20 protein-coding genes are annotated in these 17,443 nt (G+C 37.6%); 18 read left to right on the forward strand and 2 right to left on the reverse strand.

The window, feature by feature from the left end; genetic code table 11:
- The first annotated feature begins 162 nt into the window (after positions 1 to 162).
- The 3 genes from lhaT (at position 163) to JCM9157_RS07535 (ending at position 2,459) form a co-directional block, all read left to right on the forward strand.
- Positions 163 to 759, forward strand: coding sequence for a lipoprotein heptaprenylglyceryl N-acetyltransferase LhaT (lhaT, locus tag JCM9157_RS07525; RefSeq protein ID WP_035663504.1), 597 nt, complete (start codon positions 163 to 165; stop codon positions 757 to 759).
- 113 nt (positions 760 to 872) lie between these two features.
- A complete protein-coding gene (gene ypjB, locus JCM9157_RS07530; RefSeq protein ID WP_035663505.1) occupies positions 873 to 1,664 on the forward strand; it encodes a sporulation protein YpjB in 792 nt (263 codons plus the stop codon).
- Positions 1,665 to 1,781: 117 nt separating this feature from the next.
- Positions 1,782 to 2,459, forward strand: a complete 678-nt coding sequence (locus JCM9157_RS07535) for a zinc metallopeptidase (protein ID WP_035663508.1) — start codon at positions 1,782 to 1,784, stop codon at positions 2,457 to 2,459.
- 34 nt (positions 2,460 to 2,493) lie between these two features.
- On the opposite strand, the gene JCM9157_RS07540 is transcribed toward JCM9157_RS07535, so the two are convergent.
- Positions 2,494 to 3,366, reverse strand: a complete 873-nt coding sequence (locus JCM9157_RS07540; RefSeq protein WP_035663510.1) for a YitT family protein — start codon at positions 3,364 to 3,366, stop codon at positions 2,494 to 2,496.
- 178 nt (positions 3,367 to 3,544) lie between these two features.
- Here JCM9157_RS07540 and JCM9157_RS07545 point away from each other — a divergent pair, with 178 nt between their 5' ends.
- The 13 genes from JCM9157_RS07545 (at position 3,545) to JCM9157_RS07605 (ending at position 16,166) form a co-directional block, all read left to right on the forward strand.
- Positions 3,545 to 3,877 carry a nucleotide pyrophosphohydrolase gene (locus JCM9157_RS07545; protein ID WP_035663511.1) on the forward strand — a complete coding sequence of 111 codons (333 nt, stop codon included), beginning with the start codon at positions 3,545 to 3,547 and terminating at the stop codon, positions 3,875 to 3,877.
- A 2-nt stretch (positions 3,878 to 3,879) separates the two neighbouring features.
- Positions 3,880 to 4,677 carry a 4-hydroxy-tetrahydrodipicolinate reductase gene (gene dapB, locus JCM9157_RS07550; protein ID WP_035663514.1) on the forward strand — a complete coding sequence of 266 codons (798 nt, stop codon included), beginning with the start codon at positions 3,880 to 3,882 and terminating at the stop codon, positions 4,675 to 4,677.
- Positions 4,678 to 4,713: 36 nt separating this feature from the next.
- Positions 4,714 to 5,121, forward strand: coding sequence for a methylglyoxal synthase (locus JCM9157_RS07555; protein WP_035663516.1), 408 nt, complete (start codon positions 4,714 to 4,716; stop codon positions 5,119 to 5,121).
- A complete protein-coding gene (gene bshB1, locus JCM9157_RS07560; RefSeq protein ID WP_035663519.1) occupies positions 5,118 to 5,843 on the forward strand; it encodes a bacillithiol biosynthesis deacetylase BshB1 in 726 nt (241 codons plus the stop codon). Before JCM9157_RS07555 ends, bshB1 begins: the two co-directional genes overlap by 4 nt.
- A complete protein-coding gene (bshA, locus tag JCM9157_RS07565) occupies positions 5,833 to 6,960 on the forward strand; it encodes an N-acetyl-alpha-D-glucosaminyl L-malate synthase BshA (protein ID WP_035663521.1) in 1,128 nt (375 codons plus the stop codon). Before bshB1 ends, bshA begins: the two co-directional genes overlap by 11 nt.
- Before the next feature lie 2 nt (positions 6,961 to 6,962).
- Positions 6,963 to 8,087: a CCA tRNA nucleotidyltransferase gene (locus tag JCM9157_RS07570; protein ID WP_035663525.1), complete on the forward strand. Its 1,125-nt coding sequence runs from the start codon at positions 6,963 to 6,965 to the stop codon at positions 8,085 to 8,087.
- A complete protein-coding gene (locus JCM9157_RS07575) occupies positions 8,081 to 9,061 on the forward strand; it encodes a biotin--[acetyl-CoA-carboxylase] ligase (RefSeq protein ID WP_035663527.1) in 981 nt (326 codons plus the stop codon). The genes JCM9157_RS07570 and JCM9157_RS07575 overlap by 7 nt, the downstream gene beginning before the upstream one ends.
- A gap of 271 nt (positions 9,062 to 9,332) precedes the next feature.
- Positions 9,333 to 10,172: a 3-methyl-2-oxobutanoate hydroxymethyltransferase gene (gene panB / locus JCM9157_RS07580; RefSeq protein WP_035663528.1), complete on the forward strand. Its 840-nt coding sequence runs from the start codon at positions 9,333 to 9,335 to the stop codon at positions 10,170 to 10,172.
- A complete protein-coding gene (gene panC, locus JCM9157_RS07585) occupies positions 10,169 to 11,011 on the forward strand; it encodes a pantoate--beta-alanine ligase (RefSeq protein ID WP_035663535.1) in 843 nt (280 codons plus the stop codon). The genes panB and panC overlap by 4 nt, the downstream gene beginning before the upstream one ends.
- 13 nt (positions 11,012 to 11,024) lie before the next feature.
- The gene (gene panD / locus JCM9157_RS07590; protein ID WP_035663537.1) at positions 11,025 to 11,408 is read left to right on the forward strand and encodes an aspartate 1-decarboxylase; all 384 of its coding nucleotides are present in this window, start codon (positions 11,025 to 11,027) and stop codon (positions 11,406 to 11,408) included.
- Between the two features lie 62 nt (positions 11,409 to 11,470).
- On the forward strand, positions 11,471 to 12,448 hold the full coding sequence (locus JCM9157_RS07595) for a tetratricopeptide repeat protein (RefSeq protein ID WP_035663539.1): 978 nt from the start codon (positions 11,471 to 11,473) through the stop codon (positions 12,446 to 12,448).
- 29 nt (positions 12,449 to 12,477) lie between these two features.
- Positions 12,478 to 15,291, forward strand: coding sequence for an ATP-dependent DNA helicase DinG (dinG, locus tag JCM9157_RS07600; RefSeq protein WP_035663542.1), 2,814 nt, complete (start codon positions 12,478 to 12,480; stop codon positions 15,289 to 15,291).
- A 26-nt stretch (positions 15,292 to 15,317) separates the two neighbouring features.
- On the forward strand, positions 15,318 to 16,166 hold the full coding sequence (locus JCM9157_RS07605) for a ComEC/Rec2 family competence protein (protein WP_035663543.1): 849 nt from the start codon (positions 15,318 to 15,320) through the stop codon (positions 16,164 to 16,166).
- A 299-nt stretch (positions 16,167 to 16,465) separates the two neighbouring features.
- Here the strand turns inward: JCM9157_RS07605 and JCM9157_RS24580 are convergent, their stop codons facing one another.
- Positions 16,466 to 16,615 (reverse strand): hypothetical protein, encoded by a 150-nt coding sequence (locus JCM9157_RS24580; RefSeq protein ID WP_156321476.1) that lies wholly within the window; start codon positions 16,613 to 16,615, stop codon positions 16,466 to 16,468.
- 111 nt (positions 16,616 to 16,726) lie between these two features.
- On the opposite strand from JCM9157_RS24580, the gene JCM9157_RS23905 reads away from it, so the two are divergent.
- Both JCM9157_RS23905 and JCM9157_RS07610 read left to right on the forward strand, forming a co-directional pair.
- A complete protein-coding gene (locus JCM9157_RS23905) occupies positions 16,727 to 16,897 on the forward strand; it encodes a YpmA family protein (RefSeq protein WP_081734100.1) in 171 nt (56 codons plus the stop codon).
- Between the two features lie 13 nt (positions 16,898 to 16,910).
- Complete coding sequence (locus tag JCM9157_RS07610; protein WP_035663546.1) at positions 16,911 to 17,393, forward strand: cell wall elongation regulator TseB-like domain-containing protein; 483 nt, start codon at positions 16,911 to 16,913, stop codon at positions 17,391 to 17,393.
- Positions 17,394 to 17,443 lie beyond the last annotated feature (50 nt).

Raw genomic sequence — 17,443 nt, forward strand, 5'->3', positions numbered from 1 at the left:
ACTCTTAGTGAAATGGAAGTCACTCGACACATCCCGGAAAAAGCGAGTGGCTACAGCGGAACGGAACGAACACGCCCGTATTAAATCAACAAAGTATACGAAAACAGCTGTAAAGAGAGTTGCTATCCAGAAGTATTTAATAGATAAGGTAGGGCTAAGGAAATGACAAATCTATTTCAATTTTTTGGTCAAAAATGGGTTGTTGTATTGCTATTGCTTATTAATATTCCAGGAACGATCTACGGTTACATATGGTATGAAACGCAGCTTGCACAAACTCCTACACGGTTTCTCCTTTTTGTGCCTGATAGTCCGACAGCGAGTTTGTTTTTTGTGTTTGTCTTATTCGCTTATTTATTGAATTGTCGCTGGCCGTTAATGGAGGCGTTTGCTGCTGTTACTTTAATTAAATACGGGATTTGGGCTGTGGCGATGAATCTTGCTGGAGGCTTTGCAGGAGATAGCTTAAATTGGGTAAATTATATGCTTATCTTTTCTCACGCTGGAATGGCCATTCAAGCAGTCTTGTACGCTCCCTTTTATCGGATCAAGCCATGGCATTTAGTTGTTGTTGCCATTTGGACATTACATAATGATATCATTGACTATGTTTTTCATATGCATCCGTGGGTTTCCCATCGTTTAGTTTCTGATATTGACGTAATTGGTTATTTCACGTTTTGGTTGAGCATTTTTTCACTTCTAATTGTTTATTTAATGGGAGTAAGAAAAAATAGACTAACACTAGATCTACAATAGAGTTCTAGACGTATTCGAAATAACCTCATTTAAAATCTCGTAGTTTCTGTTCTTTCTTGGTCTACTCTTGTCCATCTCTTCATAGGATGAAAGTAGAAGAAGGAGGGACAAACATGCGTCATGTTATTTACGTCATGGTATTTGCCATCATTATGTTGAGTGTTCCACAGAGCATTAAAGCAGATGAATCATCTTCCCTACATACATGGAAAAACTTAAACCACACATCAGATCAAATTCTTCAATTAGTTAAGCAAGAAGATTTTGAAGAAGCTAAACAGTTGTTGGATTACTTTTCTGTTTCTTTTCTAGAAGTTGATTTCCAAGAAGAAGGGATTACAATGAGCGCTCTAAGGACGGTAACGAGTTCATTTGAAAAAGCAGTTGAAGCTGTTACAGCAACTGATATGGCGCTAGATCAACGAATCTTTACAGTTACTGGTTTTCGATTAGCGGTAGATGCCTTATCTAGTGAACACCACCCATTGTGGTTACACTCTGAGCAATCCGTCATGAACTCGTTAGAAGCAATGAAAAAGGCCATTTCAGAACAGGAAGTCCAAGCTTTTCAACATAGGTTTAACGAATTTTTACGGCATTATGAGATGATTAGACCTGCGCTTTTTATTGATCTTGACCCACAGCAATTACAAAGAGTGGATTCGCAAATTCAATTTTTAGAGCGAATAAGGAATGGAAACTTAGATGAAGCTAAGGTGGCAAGTCATCTTGTTGTGATGGAAGAAGAATGGATTCATTTATACCAACGAGTAAAGGAAGACACAGCTGACCCTTCGTTGTGGTGGGTGATGATATCAATTGGTGGAATGATTACAATGTCACTTTCTTATGTTGGCTATAGAAAATACAAAGCAGAAAAACAAAAAGTACGAGCTAAAGAATAATGTGACAGAAATGTGAGAACTGGCGGAAACCACTATCAGAACAGTGATTTCGTTTGACTTTGTTTGATATTCATCTTAAAATTATAGTAAGAAATTTAATATGAGGTGGTTTAATCAATGGGCTTTTTGGTTTATTTTATCTTACTACTCATTATTCCAATTTGGGCACAGATGAGAGTAAAAGGAGCTTATCGTAAGTATTCTCAAGTACACACATCTTCTGGTTTAACAGGAGCTCAGGTTGCTAGAAAAATCCTAGATGAAAATGGGCTTTATGATGTGAAAATTGAAGAAACTCGCGGTACGTTAACAGACCATTATGATCCACGTTCAAAAGTCGTACGTTTATCAACTGATAATTACTATGGTACGTCTGTTGCGGGTGCTGCTGTTGCGGCGCACGAAGTCGGGCATGCAATGCAAGATGCTGAGAACTATGCGTTTTTACGTTTTCGTCATGCGTTAGTTCCTGTAGCAAGTTTTGGTTCAAATGCTTCTTTCTTTTTAATTTTAGCAGGTATTTTAATGGGAGCATCAGGTTTCATTTTACTTGGGATCATCACAATGGCTGCTGCAGTTTTGTTCCAATTAGTAACATTACCTGTTGAGTTTAATGCTTCTAGTCGTGCAATGGAGCAGATTGTTTCATCGGGTGTTATCCGAAATGATGAAGAACGCGATACACGTAAAGTTTTAAATGCTGCGGCATTAACATATGTTGCTGGTGCGCTTGTGGCTTTATTAGAATTAGTTCGTTTCATCCTTATGTATATCGGTATGAATAGCGATGACTAAAAAAACTTGGAGCTTTGTCTCCAAGTTTTTTTTTCTATAAACTTAACGGCTTTTTGTTTTCGTCTAAAGTGAATCCTTCTCCGATTACATCTTGAACGTCATTGACGGTGACAAAGGCATGAGGGTCAATACGCTCTACTAATGTTTTTAAGCGAATTAATTCATTTCTTCCTACAACACAGTAAAGAATCTCTTTGTCTGTACCTGTAAAACTGCCTTTCCCTTTTAAAATGGTTGCCCCTCTGTCCATTTCCTTCATAATTGCAGCTGCTATTTCAGGAACTTTATCTGATATGATATGGGAGGCCTTAGCTGAATAAGCGCCTTGTTGAATAAAGTCAATCACTTTCGCTGCAATAAACACCGCAAGTAGAGTGTACATAGCTTCACGGTAATTTAAGTAAACCAGCGAAGAGGCAATAACGAGTGCGTCGAACATAAACATTGTCTTTCCCATACTCCAGCCAAGGTACTTATATCCGAGTTTAGCAATGATATCAACTCCACCCGTTGTCCCTCCGTATCGAAAGACGATTCCTAGTCCAACACCTATGAAGACCCCTGCAAACAATGCAGCAAGTGTCATATCATCATGAAGTGGAATGGAGATCACTTGATAGCGTTGGAAGAGTTCTAGAAAAATAGAAACCCCAATTGTTCCAATGATTGTATAGATGAACGTAACTTTTCCAAGTATTTTCCATCCGATGAAAAACAAAGGGATATTTAAGACCAGATTTGAAATAGCAGGGTTGATTAGAAAAACAAAATATAGGATCAACGTAATTCCCGTAAAGCCACCATCAGCTAAATTGTTTTCCATATTAAAATAAACAAGGCCGAATGATAAAATGGCTGAGCCTAATAAAATAAAAAATATGTTTCTCACACGTACCTTATAAGCCATGAAGCCCTCCTTGTGATAAAATGTAATTGGAATATCATGCCTATTATATAGAAGAAAGAAATGAACAGCAAATCGAAGGAAAAGGTTATGAAAGATAATGTGTCATTTTTTATTTATAAATATTTGTCAAATGGCTAACTATTCGCTAACATGTTTGGTAGGGAGTTGAGGTGATCACTTGGAAAAGAAAACGATGAAACAAATGCAAGAAGAAGTAGATACATACATAGGACAATTCAAAGAGGGCTATTTCAGCCCTTTAGCGATGCTTGCTAGAATGACAGAAGAAGTCGGTGAATTAGCTCGCGAGGTAAACCATTTTCACGGTGAGAAACCTAAGAAATCTACTGAGGAAGCAAATACAATGGAGCAAGAAATGGGAGATATTCTATTTGTTTTAATTTGTTTTGCCAACTCATTAAATATTGACCTAGAAGAAGCTTTTGATCTTGTGATGAATAAATTTGAAGTCCGTGATAAAGATCGTTGGACTAGAAAAGAAGGAGAATAACGATGAGTGTTAAAATTGTAGTTGCAGGACCACGTGGAAATATGGGGAAAGAAGCAGTAAAAATGGTATCAAGTACAGAAGGGTTTCAACTTGTAGCAGTTGTAGATTCTAGGCATGAAGGAATGAGTTTACAAGAAGTTGAAGGGTTTCATGGTATAGATGTTCCTATTTATACTGATATGCAGAAATGTTTTGAGGATAAGGATGTTGATGTCTTAATTGATTTAACGGCGCCTGCTTTTGGCAGAAAGCATATGGAGACAGCCTTTGCAAATGGAGTTAGACCTGTAGTTGGGACGACTGGTTTCACAGAAACGGATATTACAGAATTAAGAGCAATCTCTGAAGACAAAGGATTAGGAGCAATCATTGCACCTAACTTTGCAATTGGAGCTATCTTAATGATGAAATTTTCACAAATGGCTGCAAAATATATGCCAGATGTAGAAATTATTGAACGCCATCATGATCGTAAATTAGATGCACCTTCAGGAACAGCATTAAAGACCGCTCAATTGATCTCAGAAGTGCGTGAACAAAAAAAGCAAGGTAACCCAAATGAAACGGAAGAACTTCAAGGGGCAAGAGGCGGAGAGTTTGAAGGAATGCGGATCCATAGTGTAAGATTACCAGGACTAGTAGCTCATCAAGAAGTTATCTTTGGAGGAGTTGGACAAACGTTAACGATTCGTCATGATTCCATTGACCGGACTTCATTTATGCCAGGTGTGAAGTTAGCTGTCGAATCTGTATTAAAGATTGATACACTTGTTTATGGTTTAGAACATATTATCGAATAATGAATTAAAGATATACATAACTAGGGGGAGAAAATAATGAGGATCGCATTAATTGCACATGACAAGAAAAAGAATGATATGGTGAATTTTGCTATTGCTTATGAAGCAATCTTAGAAAAACATGAGCTTTTTGGAACGGGGACAACAGGTACAAGGATTATGGAAGCAACTTCTTTAAAAGTAAAGCGATTCAAGTCAGGTCCTTTAGGTGGAGACCAACAAATTGGGGCACTTGTTGCTGAAAATAAATTCGATCTAATACTCTTTTTCCGTGATCCTCTAACTGCGCAACCTCACGAACCAGATGTAACAGCATTAATTCGTTTGTGTGATGTAAGAAATGTTCCTTTGGCGACCAATTTGGGCACAGCAGAAGTGTTAATTAAAGGTCTAGATCGTGGAGATTTTGCTTGGAGAGAAGAAGATAAGGATGATCACCAATGACAAAGCTTGATTTGTTAGCTTTTGGAGCTCATCCAGATGACGTCGAAATTGGAATGGGTGCTACATTGGCCAAACATGTCACTAATGGCCATAAGGTTGGTATTTGTGATTTAACAAAAGCTGAACTATCTTCCAATGGGACGGTTGAATTAAGACAAAGAGAAGCAGAACGAGCAGCAACTATTCTTGGTGTAGCTGCTCGAATTCAACTCTCACTACCAGACCGTGGTTTGAAAAATGCTTCGTCTAAGCAGATTGCGGAAATCACTGCAGTTATAAGAGAGTATAAACCAGAGGTTGTGTTCGCTCCATTTCCAGTTGATCGGCACCCAGATCATGGTGCATGCGCAAAACTAATTGAAGAAGCTGTTTTTAATGCTGGAATTAAACGTTATGAATGTGCTAAACAGTTACCAGCCTTTCGACCTAAGCAGTTATACTACTATTTTATAAATGGATATGAACATCCGGACGTTACAGTGAACGTTTCTGGTTTTATGGATAAAAAGAAAGAAGCATTATTAGCCTATGAAAGTCAATTTGTAAAATCAGTGGACTCGGTTGATACACCTCTAACCAATGACTACATAGATGTCGTCTTTGCTAGAGAGCGGCTGTTTGGTAAAGAAGTAGGGGTCCAGTATGCAGAAGGGTTTATGACTTCATCGCCAATAGTGGTTTCTGATTTTCTAGCAGGAAAGGAACAGTATAATGAAACTTAAAATCGGTATTAGTTGTTATCCCACTGTCGGTGGCTCTGGTGTAATAGCAACTGAACTAGGGAAGTTACTAGCAGAGCGAGGCCATGAAGTGCATTTTATTACTTCAAGTGTTCCTTTTCGACTTGACCGTGTTTATCCAAATATTTACTATCATGAGGTAGAAGTAAATCAATACTCTGTCTTTCAATATCCTCCGTATGATCTAACATTAGCGAGTAAAATGGCAGAAGTCGCAAAACGCCAAAAGTTAGATCTTATCCATGTTCACTATGCAGTGCCACATGCGATTTGTGCGATACTGGCCAAACAGATGTTAAACAATCAATTAAAGATCATTACAACCCTTCATGGAACAGATATAACGGTTTTAGGTTATGATCCCTCTTTAAAGGATATTATTAAGTTTGGAATCGAAAAATCGGATCTTGTAACAGCCGTATCTAATGATTTAGTAGAACAAACACACGAACTCGTACCGACAAATCAACAAATAGAAACGGTTTATAATTTCATTGATGAACGTGTTTATACAAAACGCGAAGTAGGGGAATTGAAAAAGCATTATAACATTACAGATGATGAGAAAGTGCTGATTCATATTTCGAATTTCAGGCAAGTTAAACGAGTTCCTGATGTCGTTAAAAGTTTTGCTCTAATTCAAGAGAAAATAAACTCAAAATTACTTTTAATTGGGAATGGACCAGAGTTAGCGGTTGCTAGACAGTTAGTGAGAGAATTACATATAGAAGATAAAGTGTTGTTTTTAGGAAATCAAAAACATGTTGCAGAACTACTCTCAATGAGTGACTTAATGCTTCTTTTAAGTGAAAAGGAGAGTTTCGGTCTTGTAGCGCTTGAGGCAATGGCATGTGGGATTCCTGTTATCGGAACGAATGCAGGTGGGATTCCTGAAGTAATTGTTGACGGAGTGACAGGATTTTTATGTGATGTAGGAGACGTAGAGTGTGTGGCAGATAAAGCAGTTCAATTATTAACCGATATTTCGAGTTATGAAGCTTTCTCGGTAAGAGCATCTGAACATGTAAAAGCCGTTTTTCATTCGGATCTTATTGTTTCACAATATGAAAGGTTGTATCAACGAGTATTGGAGAAATGAGTATGGATCAATGGACGAAAGCAAAATCTCTTATCACTAAGTTGAAAGAAAGTGGATTTGATGCGTATATTGTGGGCGGAGCCGTTCGTGATTTCTTATTACAACGTTCAATAGCAGATTTAGATATTGTCACAACAGCTAAACCTCATGATATTTCTAACTTGTTTACAAAAACGTTTCAAACAAACACTGTACATCAAACGATCCTCGTTCGTTACGAAGGTTTACTCTTTGAATTAACAACCATTCGCGGTTCTTCGATTGAAGAAGATTTAAAAAAACGTGACTTAACAATAAATAGCTTAGCTATGAATGAAAAAGGCCTTATTATAGATGTGGTAAATGGAAAACATGATATAGCTATGAAACAACTAGCTTCCGTTGATCCATTCGAACGCATGCTAGAGGATCCATTAAGAATGCTTCGGGTTTGCAGATTTATAAGTGAGTTAGGTTTTCAAGTAGAAACAAATCTATTTGATACGATTCAGACAAACCATCCCAAATTAAAAGGTGTAGCTGTCGAACGTGTTGGTAAGGAATGGATGAAGTTATTAAAAGGCGATTATTATAAACAAGCTCTCAGCTTTTTGAAACAAACAAATGTCTATCTTTCGATACCTGGCTTATCATTAGATCTTCAGACAATTGATCAACTAGAAACAGTGAACTCATTATCGGAAGATTCAGATATTGTTTGTTGGACGGCGTTTTGCATATGTCATCACACCGATGTTTTGTCTCATTTAGCTTTATCAAATGAACTGATACGTGCTATCCATACAAGGCTACATTATTTTAATCAACGGAAAGAACAGAAGTGGAATAAGGAAGATCTTTACTATGCTTCCCTTGATGTTGCAAAAGATGTAGAAACGATACGACAGCGGTTTAACTTATCTTATTGTACGGAAGATGTTTTGTCTTCTTATTGGATGTCTCTACCTATACATAAACGATCTGAATTGGCCATAAACGGACGGGATTTACTGTCGCGTACAAATAAGAAGCAAGGCCCTTGGTTAAAAAAGGCTTTGGATTATGCAGAAAAAATGGTAGTTACAGGTCAATGTCCAAATGAAACGAACTTACTATTCGAAGCTTTAGTTGAGGTGGAATTATGTTAAAAGAAAAATTACTAAAAGTTTTTGCAGAAAATCCTAATGAGTTTATATCAGGAGAAAAAATTAGCCAACAACTAGGGTGTACACGTACAGCTATTTGGAAACACATTGACGAATTAAGAAAAAACGGTTATGAAGTTGAATCCGCACCTAGAAAAGGCTATCGTTTAGTCCGAAAAGGAGACGGGATTCATTCACATGAGATAAAAGTAGGTTTACAAACGAAACGAATTGGACATGAGATATCGTACTATGAGGAAACAGATTCAACTCAAATAATTGCTCATCAATTAGCGCAAAATCAAGCCAATGAAGGTCATATTGTGATTGCAAATGAACAAACTGCTGGGAAAGGGCGTTTGGGAAGGACGTGGCACTCAAGACAAGGTACTAGTGTGTCCATGAGTTTAATTTTACGTCCAGAGCTTCCACCGCAAAAAACACCACAGCTGACTTTGTTAACGGCTGTAGCCGTTGTTCGCGCCATTCATGCTAATACAGGTCTTGATTGTCAAATAAAATGGCCCAATGATGTTTTAATTAATGGTAAAAAGTTAGTGGGAATCTTAACCGAAATGCAAGCTGACCCAGATTTTGTTCATTCTGTGATTATCGGCATTGGAGTCAATGTTAATCAAAGTCGAGAAGATTTTGACCCGGATATTAGAGATATAGCTACATCACTTTTATTGGAAAAAAATGAACCTGTGGACCGAGCTGCAGTCATTTCTGCAATTTTAAATGAATTTGAGTTGCTTTATGATCTTTATCTAGAAGAAGGTTTTAGTCCAATAAAAACTCTTTGGGAAGCATACTCCATGAGTGTAGGCACGAACATCTATGCAAGAACGATGAAAGAGGTTCTGTATGGCTATGCAGTTGGTATTACAGATGATGGAGTGTTACTTTTGAGGGATGAGTCTGGGGAAACCCATTCCATTTATTCTGCTGATATTGAAATTGCTTCCCAAAAGTAAAGGTTGCTGTTATACTTTTGGGGTATGGGCGGTATCCTTTTTTCGGAACTGCACCGTTTGACTATTTAAATAGGATCTGCCTTGATCCATCAAGGACTAGGACAGAGGGGTTCAAAACATAAACGTGTAGTGGTTGGAATAGTTGCTGTAAAAAACAGCTTCAAAGGGTTACCTCTGTTTGCAAGGTGAATGATACTTGTTAGAGGTGATCCTTTTTTTGCTGACGTTTATCGTTTAATGAAGCCCTCCTTTAAAAAAAGGAGGAAATAAAATGAAAACAACTGCCAATTTCATGAAAATGAAGAAGGAACAAGAGAAAATCACTATGTTAACAGCTTACGATGCTCCGGCTGCAAAGCTAGTAGAAGATGTCGGAACTGATATGATTTTAGTAGGTGACTCGCTCGGAATGGTCGTCTTAGGTTACGACTCAACAATCCCAGTAACACTTGATGATATGCTTTTGCATACGAAGGCAGCGAGAAGAGGAGCTAAAAACACGTTTATTGTCGCAGATATGCCTTTTTTAACTTATCATTCAAGTATTGAAGAAACATTTAAATCCGCAGGAAAGTTAATGCAAGAAGGTGGAGCAAATGCAGTGAAACTTGAGGGTGCTGGTGATGTTATCAACACAATAGCAAAGTTGACAGCAGCAGGAGTTCCTGTAATGGGACACTTGGGCCTTACACCTCAATCAGTTGGAGTCTTAGGGGGCTACCGTGTTCAAGGCAAAGATGCAGATGCTGCAAAAGCACTCGTAGCTGATGCAAAAGCAATTGAGAAAGCGGGTGCTTTTGCTATAGTTGTTGAATGTGTACCTGAGCAAGTAGGTGCAATGCTATCAGAAGCATGCGAAATTCCTATTATTGGAATAGGGGCAGGCGTTAACACAGATGGACAAGTACTTGTCTACCATGACGTAATCGGCTATGGTAGTGTCCACGTACCGAAGTTTGTAAAAAGCTATGCGCAAATTTCTCCAATGATCGAGAAGGCGCTTAAAACATATGTAGATGAGGTAAAGGCAAAGAATTTCCCAAGTCAAGAGCATTCTTTTAGCATGAGTGAAGACGCATTACAAGCTCTATATGGAGGCGTCAGTTCGTGATAATTCAAGAAACAATAAAGGGTATTAGAGAAGAAGTAAAAAGTGCTCGAAGAAAAAAGCGAACAGTTGGTTTTGTTCCTACGATGGGTTTCCTACATGAAGGTCACCTTAGCTTAATTCAAGCGGCTAAAGCAAAACATGACCTAGTGGTTGTTAGCATTTTTGTTAACCCATTACAATTTGGGCCAAATGAAGATTTTGATCGGTACCCCCGCGATTTTGAACGAGATGAACAGTTGGCAAAAGAGGCTGGCGCAGACGTCCTTTTCTATCCTTCAGTTACGGAAATGTATCCTAAGGAAATGCCAATGACTATCCATGTCACGAGGGGAACGGATGTTCTTTGTGGCGCTAGTCGACCAGGACATTTTGATGGAGTAGCAACGGTAGTGATGAAACTGTTTCAAATTGTTCAACCGGATGAAGCTTTTTTCGGGCAAAAAGATGCGCAACAAGTAGCGATTATTGCAAATATGATTGAGGCTTTTAATGTTCCAATTCAATTAAATACTTGCCCAACGATTAGAGAAGAAGATGGACTCGCAAAAAGTTCTAGAAATGTTTACTTAACGGCAGAAGAAAGACAAGAGGCTCCAATTATTTATCAAACTTTACAATATGGGGCTAAACGTATCCAAGCGGGTGAAAAAAAGCGAGAAATCATCTTAGCTGAAATGAAAGAACGATTACTTTCAGCTTCAGGTCGAATAGATTATGTCGAAGTACTTAGTTATCCCAGTTTAAAACAACCAGAGCAACTCAGTGGTCGCATCATTCTTGCTATCGCTTATTTCTATCAACATGCAAGATTAATTGACAATTATATTTTGGAAGCATAGGGGGAAACGAGTTATGTTTCGTACAATGATGAAAGCAAAAATTCACCGTGCACGTGTGACAGAATCAAATTTAAACTATGTTGGTAGTATCACAATCGACGAAGATATTATGGATGCTGTTGATATTGTTGAAAATGAAAAAGTGCAAATCGTTAATAATAATAATGGTGCAAGATTTGAAACATATGTGATTAAAGGGCCAAGAGGAAGTAATGTCTTTTGTTTAAATGGTGCAGCTGCCAGGTTAGTACATGAAGGTGACGTAATTATCGTCATTTCTTATGCTCTTGTCGCTGATGAAAAGGTTAAAGATCACCATCCAAAAGTGGCAATCATGAATGAACACAATCAAATTATTGAAATGTTAGACAAAGAGCCAGCTTCTACCGTTCTATAATCCGCATATTCCTCTCCTCTTCGATAAACACTTTATGTATACGATCGAGAGGAGGGGTTTTTTTGAGTAATTGGTTAAACTCGTGGCAATCCATTTTTAAAGAGACAGAAAAAAAGTGGGCACTTATGTCATCTGAAGAGCAAGAAGATCAGTTAAAGTACTTAGAAGAAACAGCAGGTGCTCTTTTAGACCAATGGACAGAGTTAGATGAAAAAATAAATGATCTTCGCGAACATCTTGGTGAAACAACACTGGAACCGTACGAATCAAAAGGAACCACTTACTATCAGCTGGAAATGTTTGAAAAAGCTGTAGAAGAGCTTGAACAAGAGCGTCCAAGTGGAGAGAAAGATGACTTAAGAAGGCTCTATATAGGATTTGCTTCACTTTTTGCCAGTAAACTATCCAAAGCGCGCGAAACGTTCCTTTATATTCTCCAAGTTAGCAGACGACCCCCTATTAGGCATTTTGCATTTGTAGGGCTAGGTTGTTTACAAACCCAGGAAGAACGTGTGGATGATGCGATTGCTTCATTCCACTCAGCTAAAGAACTTACTTCTACAACAGATGTCGTGTATAATTTAGGGATATGTTATTTTCATGATGAGGCGTTTGCACTTGCAAAAGAATATTTAATGTCCTATTGTGAAGAAGTACCTGAAGACGGCGAAGCGTTCTTTTATTTAGGTTGTTGTCAGTGGCAACTAGGAGAGAAGGATATCGCTTGGGCTTCTTGGACGACCAGTATTCACTTATTAGATTCAGAAGAGGCTTTACTATCACTAGCCTATGTTTGTGAATGGCACGGTTATCACTTTGTAGCTGTTCACTGTTACAGACGAATAAAAGAAAAACACGGTAATTCCACAAAAGTTCTGCACGGCCTGGCATGGAATTACGCGTTAATGGACGATAAAGAAAATGCCCTTAAATATTTTCGTGAAGTACTTTGGTTAGACCCAAGCAACCGCAATATAAAAAAATCATTAAATTGGCTTGAGGAGACATGGCCTGAAATACAAAGATTACAAGTAGAATAGGGTTGTTTTTAAAATAGAGGTGGAACACAATGAAAGAGCGTTATACAGTGGTGGATGTTGAGACAACCGGGCATTCTGTCTTAAAGGGAGACCGGATTATTCAAATAGGAGCAGTTGTTATTGAGGATGGGGAAATAATTGAGACGTTTGCTTCTTTTGTTAATCCAGAACAATCCATTCCTCCATTTATTGAAGAGTTAACGGGCATTTCTGATTCGGTAGTTGCAAATGCCCCTTCTTTTCAAGAAATTATTCCAGAGTTTCTCTCCCTTTTTGAGGGGAGTTCTTTTGTTGCTCATAACGTTGATTTTGATTTATCTTTTTTAAGAAAGCAAGTGGAGTTAGAAGGCTATCAGTTACCTCAAATGGCAGCCTTTGACACGGTCGAGTTATCAAGAATATTACTTCCGCAGCAGGAAAGTTACAAATTGAGCCAACTTGCTGAACAACTTGGATTCTCACATGACAGACCTCATCAGGCGGATAGTGATGCTCTTGTTACTGCCACTTTATTTATTTCACTTATACATAAATTAAAACAGTTACCGTTGTTAACTTTGCAACAATTAGTTCCTATAGCTAGGAGATTAAAAAGTGACTTAGAACCATTACTCGCATCGTATATTCACGATAAATTAATAAGTGGTGATCAAGTTGAAGATGAACACTTTGATTGTTATCGCCAGTTAGCTATTAAAAGAGTATCCGAACTAGACCAAGCAGATCAGAAAAAGAGCTATACATTTGCTAGTTATTCTTCTCAATTGTTTGGAGACGAAGGCAAAATAAAACTGGCTTTTGCTAATCATGAATTAAGACCTGGTCAAAAGCAAATGATGAAAGAAGTAGATCACGCATTTCAACAAAATGAACATATAATGATTGAAGCAGGAACAGGAACGGGGAAGTCTCTTGCTTATCTAGTACCTGCTGCCTTCTTTGCGCATCAATCAGAGTCAAAAGTTGTTATTAGTACACAAACGATACCGTTACAAGAACAGATAGTAACAAGAGACTTGCCAATATTAAACAAAATTCTGCCCTTCCAATTAGAAGTTGCTTTATTAAAGGGCAGAAGCCATTATCTATGTTTACGAAAATTTGAACAATCGCTGGTTGAAATAGATAAGGACAGTTATGATGTGTTATTAACGAAAGCATTGCTTTTGATCTGGTTAACAGAAACAAATACGGGTGACATTGAGGAATTAAACCTCCCTTCAGGAGGAAGAGGTTATTGGTTCGAAGTGCAAAGTGACGCCGCTTCAGACCTAGGCAGATACAGTCCTTGGTTTTCAAGATGTTTTTATCATAGGGCAAGAAAAAAAGCACAACTAGCTGATTTGATTATCACAAACCATGCTCTATTATGTACCGATTTAGTTCACGACCAAAATTTATTGCCTTCGTATTCTCATGTAGTTATAGATGAGGCTCACCATTTAGAAGAAACAGCGAGTGATCACTTAGGGGCACATACAGACTTTTTGACGTTTTCGTTTTTATTTCAGCGTTTAGGTGTACAGACAGATGAGCAAATGCTTGACTCTCTAGATCGCTTAATGGAAGATTATCAAATTCCCATTAAACCGATTAATATAACGAAACCTTTATCGAATTTAAAAGATGAGATTGATGAATTATTTCGGATGTTACATGGGTATGTGTTACAAAAACAAAAAACAAGTGCAACTGACATAGGCCGTATTAGGTATCGTTTCGAAAGTTATCAGGAAACAAATTCTTATTGGCAGGCTATTTTAGAATGCGCAATGCGTGTTCATATGCAAACGAAAGATAGTTTCATGCAAATGCAAAAATGGTTGAGGCCATTTCAAGACATAAGGGAAGACATGACCTATAAGGACAGAGGTTTTATTGCTGACATTGAAAGTGTCGTTGAATCTTTCCTCGAGCAAGAAGAGATTCTTTACGAGATGTTACTCGAATATGATCCTAATTTTGTTTACTGGATTGAAATCGAGCCGAGAGGAGCTAAAAATGCTACATTTCTATTTCGAAAACCGATTGATGTAGCTGATTTATTGGCAGATCAGTTTTTCACGAATAAAAAGAGTGTTGTCTTAACCTCCGCAACCCTTTCTGTAAATGGCACATTTAAATACCAAGAAAAACGTTTAGGATTAACTGACTTTGGGGTAAAAACATCCATTATACCTTCTCCTTTTTCGTATGATAAACAAGTCAGGCTGCTATTACCAACAGATATACCAGCTATTAAAGACGTGACGGATGATCAATTCTCAGTAGAAGTAGCAAAAAGTCTTTGGAAAATCATGCAGGCATCAAATGGCAAAATGTTAGTTCTGTTTACATCTTATGAAATGCTTAGGCAAGTTTATCAGCAAATTAAAGACTATAATGAATTTGGTTTACATCAACTTATTGGTCAAGGTGTTACAAGTGGTAGCCGTGCTAAATTAATGAAAATGTTTAAGCAAAGCCATCAAGCTGTTTTATTCGGTACAAGTAGCTTTTGGGAAGGGATTGATTTACCAGGAGAGGAATTACAAATTCTGGTTATTGTAAGACTGCCATTTTCTCCTCCAGACCAACCTCTACTTCAAGCTCAATTTGAGCGTGCGAAAGAGGACGGTAGAAACCCGTTTATGGATATCTCTCTTCCTCAGGCGATTATACGTTTTAAACAAGGATTTGGAAGATTAATTAGAACAAAGCAAGATCGTGGCTGCGTATTTGTCTTTGATCGAAGAATTTCTACCACTCGCTATGGAAAACAATTTATTAGATCACTGCCAGACGTCCCTGTTTATGAAGATAAACTTGAGCATTTACTAGAGCAATTTAAGGATTTTATCTAAAGATAACTGTGGAGGAGATTGGTGATATGCGTAAAGGTCTGATTACTCTTTTCATCCTGATCATGTTGGCTATAAGTGTTGGTTTAGATGTTAGAATTTTAACTAATGAACAGGATGAAGAAATGGAATTAGATTTGCAACTAGAGGAGGAAGATGTAGGTTTAGTATTTTTTGATTTACCTAATGGTGAAGCAACTTATATCGAACTACCTAGTGGAGAAACATTCCTTATTGGCACAGGATCAGAAGATTCAGCCGAAGCACTGTTTTATCGTTTACGTAAGCTGAATGTCCAATCAATTGACACCATTATCTTACCTCGATTCGAAAAAGAATACAGTGGCAATGTTGAAAAGATTATAACTAAGCTAAAAACGAAACAACTAATTGTTCCTTCAAAAGGCTTAAGTCAAGCCATTAATCAATATCAATCATTTGCCATAGATATATTTGAATGGAAGGAAAATGAACTTTATCCAATAAGTGATTATGCATCAATTAAAACGTTATCAAATGATCAAGCTTTGATGCCAATGGTCTCTTTTATCTTGTCAGTACACGATAAACATCAATTCTTCTTTTCATTTGAAGCAAATGAAAGCTTAGAGAAAACTTGGATTGAAGAAGGATTATCCCCTGTCTCCATTTTGAAAGTAGCTGAATTTGGAGATGAGGTAGGAACGAGTCAGCGATTCTTAAATGAAATCGACCCAGAGGTTGCCGTTTTGTTCTCAAAGAGAGACGCGGAAATCAGTGCGCAACTAATCGAACGTCTCCAAGAAACATGGATAGACACATACACCATGAAACAAAACGGATCCGTCATCGTAAAAATAAATAAACTAGACTACGACATCGTCACCGTACATTTCTAAAGCTTAGGGAGTACAAGATTTGTTAAATTCGTGTTAAAAATTAAAGTGGAATGGAGCGGAAGGCACTTGACTCCTGCGGGAATAGAGGAAAGGGCAAGACCCCACAGACGGAACGTCGAGGAGGCTTGGCTTGCTCCCCGCGGAAAGCAAGTGCCTGAAGCGTAGTGGAGCGGAGCTTGTGGCAATATCCGGTTAAAACAAAAATATTCTGCACAGGGCATTTGTGCAGAACATCTTGAGGTGTGAGTAGGAGAATTTTGTTGTTTGTTATCTAACTATGTCTTATGATGTTACAGTAGTTACTTTTTTTCTTGAAAAACAGCAGGAAATAAAGTTTGACGAATTGATATTGGAAACACTTGATGCCATTTTAAGCCTTTTCGACGTAACAGAGCTACTTCGTTTTTCTCTGCTTGGAAACGTTTTGCAGTTGATTTTGAATTTGACAAATGTTACGCCCCCTTTCACTGGCGTACTTATATTATGACCTTTATTGAAACATCTATGTTTAGCAAAACTTGTACAACTAGGAATAACTTTATCCAATTGGAGGAGTCAGCATGGAGCAGAAGATGATTGTATTATCTACACACCATATAAGTAAGGCACCGGATTTATATAAAATAGTCGATTCATTAAACAGAACGTTAAAGCAAAAAGATTTAACGTTTGGTTTATCTATAGACAAACAAGATCAGGAAAAAATGGTTTTTACCATATATCATACATAATGTGGAGTGACACATGAAAAAGTGGATTATTATTATTATACTAGTACTCATTATACTTTTTACTGGAGCTGGAGTTTACGCGTATCAGCTGATTCGCGAACCTTTATTACATGAATTAAATCAAGCTGAAAGTTATGTTAAAGGTCAAAAATTGCTAACAGAAGTAACATCAGCATCGTATTATCATGGAACCGATGCATTCTATGTATTAATCGGATCGACAGAAGAAGGGTCAGAAGCGATTGTATGGGTTTCAGAAGATTACGATTTCCATCATGTTGAACTTCAAACGGATGGATTATCAAAAGAGGATGCACTGGCTATCGTCCATCAAGAAGATAATATAAAAGGAATTCAATCCGTGAAACTTGGGTTTGAACGAGGTTTGCCTGTTTATGAAATAACATATTTGAACGAAGAAAATCGAAAAGGCTACTACTACTTAACTTTTGCAGATGGAACTTTTATGAAAAGGTATGTTTTACGAACAAATTAACTCATTTCTTAAGAATAGTTTGTGATTTAGGACTTGAATCATTGTTGATG

Source organism: Halalkalibacter akibai JCM 9157 (assembly GCF_000513135.1).
GTDB lineage: Bacteria > Bacillota > Bacilli > Bacillales > Bacillaceae_D > Halalkalibacter > Halalkalibacter akibai.